This window comes from Arthrobacter sp. Rue61a (assembly GCF_000294695.2).
GTDB classification, from domain to species: Bacteria; Actinomycetota; Actinomycetes; order Actinomycetales; family Micrococcaceae; genus Arthrobacter; species Arthrobacter aurescens_A.
In genome coordinates this window covers 3,799,243-3,813,705 of record NC_018531.1, presented here as the reverse complement: position 1 = coordinate 3,813,705, position 14,463 = coordinate 3,799,243, and the positions used below count along the sequence as shown (strand labels likewise).

Annotated in this window: 12 protein-coding genes; 9 read left to right on the top strand and 3 right to left on the bottom strand. The window is 64.0% G+C overall.

The genetic code is table 11. The annotated features are described in order from the left end of the window. Positions 1-17: 17 nt before the first annotated feature. A complete protein-coding gene (locus ARUE_RS17315; RefSeq protein WP_011775950.1) occupies positions 18-1,451 on the bottom strand; it encodes a TrkH family potassium uptake protein in 1,434 nt (477 codons plus the stop codon). Positions 1,452-1,553: 102 nt separating this feature from the next. Between ARUE_RS17315 and ARUE_RS17310 the strand changes: the two genes are divergently transcribed. The 3 genes from ARUE_RS17310 (at position 1,554) to gdhA (ending at position 4,974) form a co-directional block, all read left to right on the top strand. Next, on the top strand, positions 1,554-2,780 hold the full coding sequence (locus ARUE_RS17310; RefSeq protein ID WP_014922666.1) for an acetoin utilization protein AcuC: 1,227 nt from the start codon (positions 1,554-1,556) through the stop codon (positions 2,778-2,780). An 88-nt stretch (positions 2,781-2,868) separates the two neighbouring features. After that, a complete protein-coding gene (locus ARUE_RS17305) occupies positions 2,869-3,429 on the top strand; it encodes an ArsR/SmtB family transcription factor (protein WP_014922665.1) in 561 nt (186 codons plus the stop codon). 207 nt (positions 3,430-3,636) lie between these two features. Beyond that, entirely contained in the window at positions 3,637-4,974 is a 1,338-nt protein-coding gene (gene gdhA, locus ARUE_RS17300) for an NADP-specific glutamate dehydrogenase (RefSeq protein WP_011775947.1), read from the top strand. A 79-nt stretch (positions 4,975-5,053) separates the two neighbouring features. Here gdhA and ARUE_RS17295 read toward each other — a convergent pair whose 3' ends face one another. Next, a complete protein-coding gene (locus tag ARUE_RS17295) occupies positions 5,054-6,385 on the bottom strand; it encodes an alpha-hydroxy acid oxidase (protein WP_014922664.1) in 1,332 nt (443 codons plus the stop codon). Between the two features lie 90 nt (positions 6,386-6,475). Between ARUE_RS17295 and ARUE_RS17290 the strand changes: the two genes are divergently transcribed. After that, a complete protein-coding gene (locus tag ARUE_RS17290; protein WP_011775945.1) occupies positions 6,476-7,174 on the top strand; it encodes a FadR/GntR family transcriptional regulator in 699 nt (232 codons plus the stop codon). Between the two features lie 41 nt (positions 7,175-7,215). On the opposite strand, the gene ARUE_RS17285 is transcribed toward ARUE_RS17290, so the two are convergent. Further along, complete coding sequence (locus tag ARUE_RS17285) at positions 7,216-8,247, bottom strand: LacI family DNA-binding transcriptional regulator (protein ID WP_014922663.1); 1,032 nt, start codon at positions 8,245-8,247, stop codon at positions 7,216-7,218. Between the two features lie 181 nt (positions 8,248-8,428). Here ARUE_RS17285 and ARUE_RS17280 point away from each other — a divergent pair, with 181 nt between their 5' ends. The 5 genes from ARUE_RS17280 to ARUE_RS17260 are packed head-to-tail and all read left to right on the top strand — an operon-like array spanning position 8,429 to position 14,370. After that, complete coding sequence (locus tag ARUE_RS17280) at positions 8,429-9,841, top strand: Gfo/Idh/MocA family protein (protein WP_043471468.1); 1,413 nt, start codon at positions 8,429-8,431, stop codon at positions 9,839-9,841. 30 nt (positions 9,842-9,871) lie between these two features. After that, positions 9,872-10,876: an NAD-dependent epimerase/dehydratase family protein gene (locus ARUE_RS17275; protein ID WP_014922661.1), complete on the top strand. Its 1,005-nt coding sequence runs from the start codon at positions 9,872-9,874 to the stop codon at positions 10,874-10,876. Further along, positions 10,873-11,778, top strand: coding sequence for a 5-dehydro-4-deoxyglucarate dehydratase (locus ARUE_RS17270; RefSeq protein ID WP_014922660.1), 906 nt, complete (start codon positions 10,873-10,875; stop codon positions 11,776-11,778). The genes ARUE_RS17275 and ARUE_RS17270 overlap by 4 nt, the downstream gene beginning before the upstream one ends. Continuing rightward, positions 11,778-12,938 carry a mandelate racemase/muconate lactonizing enzyme family protein gene (locus ARUE_RS17265; protein WP_014922659.1) on the top strand — a complete coding sequence of 387 codons (1,161 nt, stop codon included), beginning with the start codon at positions 11,778-11,780 and terminating at the stop codon, positions 12,936-12,938. Before ARUE_RS17270 ends, ARUE_RS17265 begins: the two co-directional genes overlap by 1 nt. Next, positions 12,919-14,370 (top strand): aldehyde dehydrogenase (NADP(+)), encoded by a 1,452-nt coding sequence (locus ARUE_RS17260; RefSeq protein WP_014922658.1) that lies wholly within the window; start codon positions 12,919-12,921, stop codon positions 14,368-14,370. Before ARUE_RS17265 ends, ARUE_RS17260 begins: the two co-directional genes overlap by 20 nt. Positions 14,371-14,463 lie beyond the last annotated feature (93 nt).

Sequence of the window (14,463 nt, the reverse complement as noted above, 5' to 3'; positions counted from 1 at the left end):
TGGCGGCCCCTGTGGTACTAGCCAATGATTGGCCTCTCTTCCGGGTAGTGGTACAGCTGGCTGCGCTGGCGCAGGGCCAACCCTGCCGCGAGGGTTACGGTGCCGACACGGCCGGCGAACATCAGTGCGGTGAGGACATAAACGCCCGACGGCGGCAGCTCGGCACTGAGGTTTGTGCTCAGTCCCACGGTGGCAAAGGCGGAGATGGATTCGAAGAGCACGCGGTCCAAGGAAGCGCCGCTGATGGAGAGCAGCAGGAATGCCGCCACGGACACAAGGGTGGCTCCTGCGACGATCACCGAGATGGCAACGCGCATGGTGCCTTGTGGAATGGTGCGCCCGTAGACCTTCACGTCGGCGTCGCCGCGGGCTTCAGCCATGATGGCCAGGAACATGACGGCGATGGTGGTCACCTTGATGCCGCCCGCCGTGGACGCCGATCCGCCACCGGCAAACATGAGGGCGTCGGTGAGGAGCATGGTGGTGGACTCCATGTGGTTTTGGTCCACCAGGTTGAATCCGCCCGAGCGGGTCATGACTGAGGCGAACAGTGAATGGATCACTTTGTCGCCCATATCCATGTGGCCGATGGTCCGCACGTTGTCCCACTCCATCAAGGCCCACAGGACCGTGCCTGCTGCGAGCAGGATGAAGGAGACCTGGATGGTGAGCTTGGTGTGGAGGTTCCACTTTTTCCAGTTGAGCCCGTTCTGCTGGAGCACCATCACCACAGGGAAGCCGAGGCTGCCCAGAAAAACCCCCAGCATCAGGGGGATCAGGATCCAGAGGTCGGTCTCGTAGGGGACGATGCCATCTGAGTGTGGAGTGAATCCGGCGTTGTTGAACGAGGAAATCGCATAGAAGACGCCGTGCCATACGGATTGCCAGAAGTCTTCGCCGAGCAATATGAAGCGTGGAATCAGTGCCAGGGCCAGGGCTGCCTCAATGACCACCGACGTGACGATGACGATCCGCAGGAGCGTACCAACCTCGCCGAGCCTGCCCGCGTTGTTCATGGCTTCCTGCGCGATGAGCTTGCCGCGCACACCCAGCCGTTTGCTGACCATCAGGGCCAGCAGGGAAGCAAGGGTCAGGGTGCCGAGACCGCCAACGAAGATGCCCACGAGGATGACCAACTGACCAAAGAAGGTCCAGTGCGTGGCTGTTGAAACTACTGTCAGTCCTGTGACACAGACTGCGGAGACGGCCGTGAACATGGACTGGTGCAGGGGCGTGACTGTGCCGGCCGTGGAAGCGGCGGGCAGGGACAACAACCCGGTGAAAATCAGGATCACCACGGCAAAGACGGTCAACGCCAGACGGGCAGGTGAGGTGTTGGCAATGTTGTCAACGAAGTCGCGCACGCGCGTAAAGATCCAGAGACCTTCCCGCTCCTGCTGGTTGGGTTGCCAGTTGGTCGGGCTCGTGGACCGCGACTGGCTTTGAGACATGGCGCTCTTCCTCGGTTGAACAAGCTTTCCTGAGTAGTAAACCACTATTCCTGCGGCGTAACCGGGCGGTAGGCTCCTCGGGGCTCAGGTAGCCTGTTCTGGATGAACTCACGGCTTGGAACAACAGCTTCCAGCATTACGCGGTCCGCACTGCCAACGACGGTGGTGTGGGATCCAGCTATGACTGCCTACAACTTTGGCCCGGGCCATCCCATGGCACCGCAGCGGCTAGAACTGACAGCCCGGCTGGCTGAATCGCTCGGCCTGTTTAACCACAACCATGTGGCCGTCGAGGCACCCGCGGTGGCTACCGACGTCGAACTTTTTTCCGTGCACAGCCGCGACTATGTGGAGGCCGTGCGCCGCGTCAGTGCGGACCCTTCAGCCCCCGAGGAGGAGCGCGGACTGGGAACCGAGGATGATCCCGCCTTTGCCGGAATGCACGAGGCCAGCGCCCGCCTCGCCGGGGGCTCGCTGCTGGCGGCTGAAACCATCCTTTCCGGCCAATCTGTCCGCGCCGTGAACTTCAGCGGCGGAATGCACCATGCAGCACGGGAGCGGGCCAGCGGCTTTTGTGTTTACAACGACGTCGCGCTGGCAATCCAAAAGCTGCTCGACGGCGGCGTGCAACGGGTGGTGAGCATCGACGTTGATGCCCACCACGGCGACGGCACGCAGAGTATTTTCTGGAACGACCCCCGCGTCATGACCATCAGCCTGCACGAAACGGGTCTCACCCTTTTCCCCGGGACCGGCTTTGCCAATGAAACCGGCGGGCCGGATGCCCCGGGAACAGCGGTCAACGTGGCACTGCCTGCCTTCACTGGCGACGCGGCCTGGTTGCGGGCTTTCCACGCGGTGGTCCCTCAGCTTGTGGGTGCGTTCCAGCCCGAAGTCATCGTCAGCCAGCACGGCTGCGACTCCCACCGGGACGATCCCCTGACGCACCTCAACCTCAGCGTTGATGGACAGCGTGAGGCGGCTTCCGCCGTCGCCGGCCTCGCCGCCCGCTACTGCGATAACCGCTGGATTGCTACCGGCGGAGGGGGCTACGACGTCACCGGTGTTGTGCCGCGTGCCTGGAGCCACCTGATCGGGATGGTGACGCAACGCCCGGTGCCGCTGAAAACACCCGTGCCGGAAGCATGGCGGAGCTACGTGAAGGAAACGTACGGCGTGTGGGCCCCGGAGTCGATGAGCGACGACGTGGACGTCTGGTGGCGCTCCTGGGAGGTGGGCTACAATCCCGCGGACGAGGTTGACCGGACCGTTATTGCCACACGCAAAGAGATCTTCCCGCTCTATGGCCTGGATCCCTGGTTCGACTGACGTTTCGGTGTGTTCGACTGAATTCCCGGACCCGTAGCGCCACGAAACAGGGATGCCAATCGGCGTATATGTCGCTAGGGTGGGAGGCATGGTGACTGACGACGTATTTGCCGTCATAGCTGAGGCAACCAGGCGCGACATCCTGGTCTCCCTCCGCTCTGGGGATAAAGCTGTAGGCGAACTGGTGGAAGAACTGGCTGCGAGCCAGCCCACCATCTCCAAGCACTTGAAAGTGCTCCGTGAGGCTGATCTCGTCAGCATGCGCGCCCAAGGCCAGAAGCGTTTCTACGCCCTGAATCCCAAGCCGCTCGCCGGCGTCGCCAGCTGGCTGGAAACGTTCGACGTCGGCACCCCGGCGCCCGCCGTCGTCGCACCTGCTGAGGCCCCTTCTGATACGGCGCCCGCTGCCGCCTCCGCCGCTCCAGCCGTCGATACCGCTCCGGAGGTCCCAGCTACCCGGGCGGACGCTGTGGGCCAGGCCGTCAAGGTTCATGCGAGCGGAAACCCCGTCTCGCTGGATCTGGCATCGGATGACACTGTTCCGCAGCAGATAGGCCGAACCGTGGGCCGGGCCGCCACTAAGGCCGCTGATCTTCTGGCCAATCTCCCGAACCTGCCCAACCTTCCCAAGTTCGGCCGTAAGCGATAGTCGGACTCGACTTAACGTGATCCTTCTCACATTGTGAGTTTTTGTTAATCTGCCGTTTCCTTGAGTTTTCAACGATTTCCTACAGTTGTGTTAACTCCGCGATCCGGGTCACATTGCCTTCGGATGGAGATCCCACCTCCCTCGGTGCAACCATGAGCGGGACTGATCGTCTCGCCGCTGGCCGGCCCACTGAGGATAGGAAGACGCATGGATTCAAGGCTCGAAGCTGTCCGCGACACTGTGTTGGCGCGGAACCCGGGGGAGAAGGAATTCCACCAGGCCGTCACTGAGGTCTTTGAAAGCCTTGGCCCTGTTCACGACCGTCATCCTGAATTTCTTGAAGGCGCCGTGCTGGAACGCCTGTGCGAACCCGAGCGCCAAATCATCTTCCGTGTCCCCTGGACCGACGACGCCGGCCGCGTCCACGTAAACCGTGGATTCCGAGTGGAGTTCAACTCCGCACTCGGCCCGTACAAGGGCGGACTCCGCTTCCACCCCTCGGTGTACCTGGGGATCGTAAAGTTCCTTGGCTTCGAGCAGATCTTCAAGAACGCGCTCACCGGCATGCCCATCGGCGGTGGTAAGGGTGGCTCGGACTTCGATCCCCGCGGGCGTTCCGACGCCGAGATCATGCGCTTCTGCCAGTCCTTCATGACTGAGCTGTACCGCCACATCGGCGAGTACACTGACGTCCCGGCCGGCGACATCGGCGTGGGAGGCCGCGAAATCGGCTACCTCTTCGGCCAGTACAAGCGCATCACCAACCGCTATGAATCCGGCGTCCTCACGGGCAAAGGCATCTCGTGGGGCGGCTCCTTGGTTCGTCCCGAGGCCACCGGCTACGGCACCGTGATCTTCGCCCAGGAGATGCTCAAGACCCGCGGCCAGTCCTTCGATGGCCAGCGCGTCGTGGTCTCAGGTTCGGGCAATGTGGCCATCCACGCCATTGCCAAGGCGCAGTCCCTCGGTGCCACCGTGGTGGCTTGTTCCGACTCCGCCGGTTACATCGTGGACGAAGCCGGGATTGACGTCGCGCTTCTGAGCCAGATCAAGGAAGTGGAGCGCGGGCGTCTTACCGAGTACGCCGCACGCCGGCCGGGCGCCAGCCATGTTGCCGGTGGTTCGGTGTGGGACGTCAACGGCACCGTGGCGCTGCCGTGCGCAACGCAGAACGAACTCGACGGCGATGCTGCCGCCAAGCTAATCAGTAACGGCCTGATCGCCGTCGCTGAGGGCGCCAACATGCCCTCCACCCGTTCAGCTGTGTCAGTGTTCCAGGACGCCGGGATCCTGTTCGGACCGGGCAAGGCCGCCAACGCCGGTGGCGTTGCAACCTCCGCGCTGGAAATGCAGCAGAACGCCAGCCGCGACTCCTGGTCTTTTGAGCACACGGAACAGCGCCTTACGGAGATCATGGTGGGCATTCACGATCGCTGCGCCGCCACTGCCGATGAATACGGTGCACCCGGAAACTACGTGGTGGGCGCCAACATTGGCGGCTTCGTCAAGGTAGCCGACGCGATGCTCGCCCAGGGTCTGATCTAGCACTTTTACCCAACTGAGTAGCAGTAGAGGCCGTTTTGAGCGTTCAAAACGGCCTCTACTGCTACCTACATGGGTGCTGTTAGCGCTGGAGTAGCCGAACGTGGTCCGGGTTCAGGTCGGAGATCTTGCTGACACCCAGGAGCGCCATGGTACGGGTCATGTCCTTCTCCAGGATTTGGATGGTGCGGTCTACGCCTTCGCGTCCTCCAGCCATGAGGCCGTAGAGGTAGGCGCGGCCGATCAGTGCGAAGTCGGCGCCCAAAGCCAGGGCAGCTACGATATCTGCGCCGCTCATGATGCCCGTGTCCAGCATGACTGCGGCCTTGCTGTTGTCCGCCTTCAGCGCTGCAGTAACTTCCGGGAGCAGGTGGAACGGGATCGGGGCGCGGTCCAGTTGGCGTCCGCCGTGGTTGGACAGGATGATGCCGTCGGCGCCGTGATCCACTACCTTGCGGGCGTCTTCCACAGTCTGGATGCCCTTGACCACCAGCTTGCCCTTCCAGGTTTCACGGAGCCAGTCGAGGTCCTCGTAGGTGAGGGTGGGGTCGAACATGGAGTTGATCAGGTCCGCCACGGTGCCGGTGTAACGCGAGAGGGAGGCGAACGTCAGGGGCTCGTGCGTGAGGAAGTTGAACCACCATGCCGGGCGGTAAGAGGCGTCCAGCACGGTCTTGATGGTCAGTGCCGGCGGGATGGTCATGCCGTTGCGGACATCGCGGAGGCGGGCGCCGGCAACTGCCGTGTCCACGGTGACCATGAGGGTGTCGTTGCCGGCTTTGGCGGCACGCTCGATCAGTTCGAGCGAGCGGTCGCGGTCCGTCCACAGGTACAGCTGGAACCAGTTGCGGCCGTTCGGGGCGGCGGTGGCAACGTCCTCGATGGACGCGGTGCCCATGGTGGACAGGGTGTAGGGAATGCCCGCAGCTTCAGCGGCCTGCGAACCCGCGTACTCGCCCTCGGACTGCATCATGCGCGTGAAACCCGTGGGTGCGATGCCGAACGGGAGCCGTGACTCCTGGCCCAGGATGTCGGTGCGGAGATCGATTGTGGAGACATCGCGCAGAATGCCCGGGCGGAACTCGATGTCCTGGAAAGCCTGCCGTGCCCGGCGCAGCGTGATCTCTTCTTCGGCAGCACCGTCGGTGTAGTCGAACGGTGCTTGCGGAGTGCGGCGCTTGGCGATGTCCCGCAGTTCCCAGATGGTGCTGGCACGCTTCAGGCGGGCGGTTTTGCTGAACTCGGGCTTCTTGAACTGCATCAGCGGCGCCAGGTCCGAGACCTTGGGCACGCGGCGCTTCAGGGCCGGTGGCAGTACGACGGCGGGCTGCGGCTGGGGCGCCCGTGCCACGTTTTGATCGCTGCCGGCATTGGCGGGCGCGGCGGTGATCTTGGGGTCGAGGGTGTCGGTCATGCGGTTCTCCCTTGAATTCTGTGGTCCTGCCAGTGTGGTCTAACCACACTGTAAGCCATGTGGTTGGACCACATCAACTAGTATTCCGTTATGCGTACCCACGAGCTGGTCCTGCAATGGATCGAGAAGCAGCTGTCTGACGGAGACCTCACCTTGGGCGGACGGCTGCCGGGGGAGAGGGTCATGGCCGAGCAACTTCAGGTTTCCCGGACCTCGGTGCGCGAGGCTGTGAGGATCCTTGAGGCCATGGGCGTGGTCCGTGCAGGCGTTGGCTCGGGCAAGGATGCTGGAACTGTGGTGATTGCCGAGCCCGGCTCTGCCCTGGGCTCCACCCTTCGGCTGCATGTGGCCACGCGCCACCTGCCTGTGGCCGACATCGTGGAGACCCGCGTGCTGCTGGAATCGTGGGCGGCAGAACGGGCTCACGTGGGCGTTCCGGCGCTGGAGGAAGCCGCGGAGCTGCTGGATCAGATGGATGCCGCCCCGGACATCGACACTTTCCTGGCCTTGGACGCACGCTTCCACGTTGCACTGGCCCAAGCGGCCGGCAACTCGGTGGTCAGTGCCATGATGGCCTCGCTGCGGGGTGCGATCGAAAACTATGCAGGTGAGCTGACGGGAAATCTTCCGGACTGGAGCGCCACATCCACCAGGCTTCGTGCTGAACACCGCGCCATACTCGCCGCGGTCAACAACAACGACGGCGCCGAGGCAGCTGAGCTTGTTGCCGCACACATCCAAGGCTTCTACAAAGAGGCCGGCGTCGGCTCAAACCCTCCGCCGAAGTGACAGTTGATGACAATGTCCGCGCCGAACATTGTCATCAACTGTCAGCTCGCGGGCTCGAGGGCGGGGGCCGCAGTGCTCTTGCGGATCTCCACCCTGGGTGAAAATTCGTCCTGTGCCTGCGTGGTGGCCTCGCCTGCCTGCTGAATCTGTTCCCGCATCCTCCGCCAGGCCAGGCTTCCAAGCTCGTTGATGGGCACGGCCGCCGTGGTCAGCGGGGGAGTGGTGTACTTGGCGAACGGGATGTCATCGAATCCGGTCACTGAGATGTCCTCCGGGACGCGCACTCCGCGCTCATGCAGGCCGCTGAGCAGGCCCATGGCTACGAGGTCGTTGAATGCCAGGATCCCGGTTGCGCCGCTGGCGATGATGTCTTGGGTGGATTCGTGGCCCGAGTCGAAGTTGGAGCCGCCGTGGAGCATCTGAAGCTCGATTTCCGGGTGTTCCTTGCGGAATTGGTCCAGCCCCACCAGGCGTTGGCGGTTGGATGCACTGTGCTCGGGGCCGGAGAGGAATGCCAAGCGGCGGTGACCCAGGGTGACCAGGTGCTGTGCCAGTTCCTGGATGCCCTGCCCGTAGTCCACGCTGAGGCTCGGAGTGTTGGTGGCAATGGTGGTGCGGTTGATCAGCACCAGCGGGTGCAGGGTGGGCGCCAACTCCTCCAGTTCGGCATCGCTCATGCGGGGGGCGCAGAGGACCACGCCGTCACAGCGGCGTCGGGCCTCGCCCGCAAGGATGGCTTCCTCGCTGGTGACTTCCGAGGAATCGGCAATGAGGACGCGGTACCCGTCCTGGGCAGCGGCGATGCTGAGGCCGCGGAGGATCGCCTGGAACGTAGGGTTGGCCAGGTCCGGAACCACGATGCCGATGGTGTCTGTCTTGCCGAGCGCGAGGCTGCGTCCCACCGGGTTGGGCTGGTACTTCAGTTCAACGGCGGCGGCCCTAACGCGGGCGGCAATGCCCGGATCCACGGCGGCATTACCGTTCATGACGCGCGACACTGTGGCGTGCGAGACGCCCGCCTTCTCCGCGACATCGGCAATGCCGACCCGCCTGTTGGTGTTCCTGCGTGCCATGTGGCCCCTTCCCATTGCCTGCCTCCCGCATGCTCCGTCGTTGGAGCAGTGGTTGACGTGACCACCAGAGTCTTGATACAAAGCTTATAACGCTCTGAGAAAACGCTTTCTCATGATTCTTCCCATACGAAGCCGGGCCGTCAAGCGGTTCACTCCTGCCTATCTGAAAGGGGCATCCAACATGGTCAACGTCGACTCAACCGAGACCCAGACCGAATCTGCCGCAACCACCGCCCAGCCCCAGGCCCCCAACCGGACCCGCATAGCCCTCATCGGAACCGGCGGCCGCTCGGAGATGTACATCCGGGCCATCTATGGACAGCATTCGGACGTCGCAGAACTTATTGCGCTCTCCGACGTCAACCAGGGCCGCGTGGACTTCTACCAGGACTTGATCAAGGAACTCGGCGGAACAGAGCCTGTGACTTCTTTCGAACCTGGCCAGCTCACCAGCTTCATCCAGGCCAATGACATCGAACGCGTCATTGTCACGACGCCCGACTACACCCACGCGGACTACATCGTTGAAGCGCTCGAGGCGGGTGCCGACGTCGTGGTTGAAAAGCCCCTGACTATCGACGTCGACGGCTGCCGCCGCATCACCGACGCCGTCGCAAAGACCGGCAGGAACGTGGTGGTGACGTTCAACTACCGCTACTCTCCGCGCAACACCGCGCTGAAGGAAGTCATCCAGAACGGCGTGATCGGCAAGGTCACGTCCATCGACTTCAGCTGGGTGCTGGATACGGTGCACGGCGCTGACTACTTCCGCCGCTGGCACCGTGAAAAGAAGAACTCCGGTGGCCTGCTCATCCACAAGGCTTCCCACCACTTCGACCTTGTCAACTGGTGGATCAACGACGTCCCGGAGCGCGTTTTTGCTTCTGGTGGCCTGCGGTTCTACGGCGACAAGAATGCGGCCGAAAGGGGACTGGGTGCCCGTCCTGAGCGTGGCACCGTTGACGGCCTTGAGCACGATCCGTTCCGCTTGGACATGCGCGAAGACGAGCGCCTCAAGGCCTTGTACTACGACAATGAGAAGTTCGACGGCTACATCCGCGACCAGGATGTCTTCACGGAGGGCATCACCATCGAGGACAACCTTGCCCTCGTGGTGGACTACCAGGGCGGACCCACGCTGAGCTACTCGCTGAACGCCCACAGCCCGTGGGAAGGCTATCGCGTCACCGTGAACGGCACCGAAGGCCGTGCGGAACTCGAAGTGGTGGAGCGCGCCGCCGTCGAGTCCAGCACCGACAAGAAAACCGTGGTGGACCCCAGCGCGACGCCCATCGAGGAAGAGGACGCCGTGCGCCGGAACGGCGAGCGCTTGGTGGTTCAGCGTCACTGGGAGGCTGCGTACGAAGTTCCGATCGTCAACGGCGAAGGTGGCCACGGTGGCGGCGACAACCTGCTCCTTTCGGATCTGTTCAACGGCCCGGGCGTTGACCCGCTGGGCCGCCCCTCCGGCTACATCGACGGCCTCCGCTCTGTGTCGGTGGGTATCGCCGGAAACCAGTCCTTGGACACCGATCTTCCCGTCCTCATCAGTGAACTTGGCCTCGGCGCTGATCTCAGCCGCGGCCAGGCCTGACCGTTCACTACCTCAAGCAAGGAAAAGACCATGAGCAGGATTTTCGTCACCGGTGGTTCCGGCAGGCTCGGCCGCAGCGTTGTGGCCGGACTCGCGGAGGCAGGCCATAAGGTGATCTCGGTTGACCGCGACGCCATTCCGGCGGAGCAGTTGCCGGCCGGGGCCGAGCAGTTCACCGCAGATCTTTTGGCGCCGGGGGAGGCGGAGCGGCTCATCCGCGAAACAACGCCCGACGCCGTCATCCACCTCGCTGCTATTGCCGTGCCTTTCAGCGCGCCGGAGGATGTCATTTTCAGCACGAACACTCGGCTCGCCTATGCCGTGGTCAGCGCGGCCACCGACGCCGGTGTCCCCAAGATCGTGACGGCAAGCAGCCCCACCGCCCTGGGCTATGGCTCACCGGCGGGGTGGCTGCCGCCGTCGTTCCCTTTGAACGAGCAGACGCCCCCCAAGCCGTGGAACGCCTACGCGCTGTCCAAGCTGATCGCGGAGCAGACCGTGCAGATGTTCGCTGCCGCTCAGGGCAACAAAATTCGGTACGCGGCGTTCCGTCCGTGCTACGTGATCTCCCCGGAGGAGTGGGAAGGGGCGCTGACGCAGCAAGGGCACACGGTGCGTGAGCGGTTGCAGGATCCGGCGCTTTCCGCTCCGGCGTTGTTCAACTACGTGGACGCGCGGGACGTAGCTGACTTCCTGGACGTGCTGCTGGAAAAGATGGACTCCATCCCCAACGGCGAGGTGTTCTTCGTGGGCGCGAAGGATGCTCTGGCCGCGGCGCCTTTGGCGGAACTGTTCCCGCGGTTCCTGCCTGGCGGCGGCCCCCTGACCGAGCACTTGACCGGCACCAGCCCGGCGTTCTCCATCGATAAGGCCCGGGAACTTCTGGGCTGGGAGCCACAGCGCACGTGGCGCACCGAACTTACGCCGCCATTCGAGGGCGAAGACACAGCATCTGAAGAAGAAACCCAAGCAGCACTCAACGACGAGAACCACGCCGGGCTGGTCCCGGCGGGAGCAACCAAGGAGACACCATGAACTTCGACGGCGTACTGTTCTTCCCCGTCACTCCCTTCGCCGAAGACGGCACCGTAGATGTGGCGCTGCTAAAGGAGCACATCACTTCCCGGCTTCCGTTCGGTCCGGGCGGCGTGTTCCCCGCGTGCGGCACCGGCGAGTTCCACGCCCTGTCCATCGATGAGATCCGCACCGTGGTGACTGCCGCCGTCGAGGCCGTCGCGGGAGCCGTCCCCGTAGTTTCGGGTGCCGGGGGTCCTTTGGGTCACGCCATCGCGGCGGCCAAGGTTGCCGAGGAAGCCGGTGCGGACGCCCTCCTGGTGCTCCCGCCGTACCTGGTCACCGGCCCCGCTGACGGTGTGGTGGCCTACGTCGAGGCCATTGCTGCCGCGAGCAGCCTGCCCGTGATCGTTTACCACCGCGGTACTGCGAAGTTCACTGCGGATGCCATCACACGCCTCACGGCCAACCCGAAGGTGGTTGGTTTCAAGGATGGAATCGGCGACGTTGGTTTGGCGCAGGAAATCGTGTCCGCCATCAACGCCAGCGGCCGCACGGACTTTGCACTCTTCAATGGCCTGCTGACGGCCGAACTGACCCAGGGTGCCTACCGTGGCCTCGGCATCCCGCTGTATTCCTCGGCAGCGTTCGCCATGGCTCCGGAGATCGCCAAGGCCTACTACGACGCCTACGTTTCCGGTGACGAGGAACGCCGCCACGCCTTGCTTGAAGGTTTTTATGCTCCGTTGGTCCGTCTTCGTGACCAGACACCGGGCTTTGGTGTTTCCCTCATCAAGGCCGGGCTGCGGTTGGCCGGGCTCCCTGTAGGTTCGGTCCGGCCGCCTCTGGTGGACCCCACCGAGGAGCAGCTGCTGGAGCTCAAGTCCATCTTGGCCAAGGGCCACGAGCTGGCCGGCAGCTGATGTCGGCCCGCATTACGGGCCTCACCACCCGGCTGATCACGGTCCCGCTGCTGCGCAGCTGGGGTGCGGAGGCGCCCGAGAACCATGTGATTGTCACCGAACTGACCACGGACGACGGCGGCACGGGCCACGGCTTCTCGTGGACGCCCACCATTGGTCCCCACGCGGTGAAGGCCCTCCTGGATCACGACATCGCACCGTTCATCCTCGGATTGGAAGCGAACGCGGAGATCGTGTGGGACCAGCTCTGGAAGAGGCTTCACGAGGCCGGCGGTGGCGGCCTGACCACCATCGCGGTGTCCGGTGTTGACCTTGCCCTCTGGGACCTGAAGGCCCGGCAAGCTGGTACATCCGTCACAGGACTCTTGGGTCAGCGCCAAGAATCAGTGGAGGTGTATGGCTCCGGCGTGAACCTGCACTACACCGTGGAACAGCTGGTGGAGCAGGCTCAGCGATGGGTTGCTGCAGGACACAACGCGGTGAAGATCAAAGTGGGCAAGCCCGAGCTTCGGGAAGACGCCGAACGAGTTGCCGCTGTCCGGCAGGTCATCGGCCCGGATCGGCTGCTCATGATCGACGCCAATCAACGCTGGGACCTCGCGCACACGTTCCGTGCCTTGGATGTTTTGGGGGAGTACGGACTGGAGTGGTTGGAAGAACCGATCCGCGCCGACGACCTCTGGGCCTACCGGCGCCTGCGCAAGCACTCGCCCGTGCCCATTGCTTTGGGTGAGAACGTCCACACCATCTACCGCTTCCGCGACTTCATCGAAGCCGAAGCCGTGGACATCATCCAGCCCAACATCGTCCGGGTGGGCGGCATTACGCCGTTCCGAAGGATCGTTGAGTTGGCTCGCGCCAACAGCATCAGGGTGGCGCCGCACCTGCTTCCGGAACTCTCGGGGCAGCTGGCGCTGACCCTGGCGGAAGCCGTGAGCGTGGAAGACGTGGAGGATGCCTCGTTCGAGCAGCTCGGAATCCTGGCCGGCCCCTCGCCGGTTCGGATCAGCAACAATACCGGCAGAAGCCTGCTCAGCAGCACAGGCCGTCAAGGGCTCGGCTTCGACTTTACCGGCAAGCAGTCCGCCCCAGGGAGTACCGCTTCTGAAAACTCCGCTTCTGAGAACAAAGGAAACCTCATTGAGTACAGCAACTCTTGACCTGACAGCCATCACGGCCGCCGCGACTGAAGCTGCAAAGGTGACCGCAGCAGCGTCCGACGCCGAGCGCGCAGCCTGGCTGACCGCCGTCGCCGACGCCCTGGACGCCAACGTGGCTGAACTGGTGGCCATTGCCGATTCCGAGACAAGCCTTGGCACCGTCCGGCTCACAGGCGAGGTAGCGCGGACCAGTGGACAGCTGCGGCTGTTCGCAAACGTCATCACGGAGGGCTCGTACCTTGAGGCCGTCATTGATCACGCCGACCCTTCCTCCACTCCGCCCAAGCCAGACCTGCGCCGCATCCTGCGACCGATCGGCCCCGTAGCCGTATTCTCGGCGTCGAACTTCCCGTTCGCGTTCTCCGTGGCAGGAGGCGATACCGCGTCCGCGCTGGCCGTTGGCTGCCCGGTGGTAGTCAAAGCACACTCGGGACACCTCCGCCTGTCCCAGCGGACCGCTGAGATTGTCAGCGAAGCCCTGGCCAAAGCCGGAGCCCCGGAAGGCACATTTGCGTTGGTCAGCGGCCGCGAGGCCGGCACGGCACTCGTTCAGGATCCCGCCATCAAGGCCGTGGGCTTCACCGGCTCCATCCCGGGCGGACGCGCATTGTTCGACCTCGCGTCGTCCCGCCCGGAACCCATCCCGTTCTACGGTGAGCTGGGCAGCTTGAACCCCGTGGTCATCACGGCGGACGCCCTCGAGGAACGCGGCCAGCAGCTCGCCGCGGGATTGGCCGGCTCGTTCACCATGGGCGCCGGACAGTTCTGCACCAAACCCGGGCTGGTGTTCATCCCGGCAGGCACGGACTTCGCATCGCACCTCGCCGAGGCCAGCAAGGACAAGCCAACGGCGGCCATGCTCACCGAGCGCATCGCGGAAGCCTATCCGGATGGGCTCCGTAACGTCGCAGACCAGCCGGGTGTCGCCGTCGTGAGTGGCACGGTGGAGCAGGACAGCCTGGCGGACGGCGCCGCGCCCGTGGTGTTTTCTACGAGTGCCGCGAACGTCCTGGAACGTCCCGAAGAACTCCTTGAGGAGTGCTTTGGTCCAACTACGCTGCTCATCGAGTATGCCAACCAGGACGAACTGTCCGCGGCCCTCGCGAAGGTTCCAGGCAGCCTCACGGGCACGGTGCACGCCCAGCCGGGTGAAGACGTGTCCGCCTTGGTGGAGCAACTTAGCGGCCTGGCCGGCCGGGTGCTGTTCGACGGCTGGCCCACTGGTGTTGCCGTGAACTGGGCACAGCAACACGGCGGTCCGTACCCGGCCACCACATCCCTGTTCACCTCCGTGGGTGCTACGGCGGTTCGCCGCTTCCAGCGCCCGGTGGCCTACCAGGACGCTCCGGAGACTGTGCTGCACCCGGCACTGCACGACGCCAACCCGCTGGGCATCCCGCGGCGCGTCGACGGCGTGCTGACGCTCGGCTAGCGCACCCAGCCGCACCCAACTGCGACTCAGCTGGGTAGGCATACACGAAAGGGGCGGGGTCACCATCACGGTGGCCCCGCCCCTTTCGCGCTG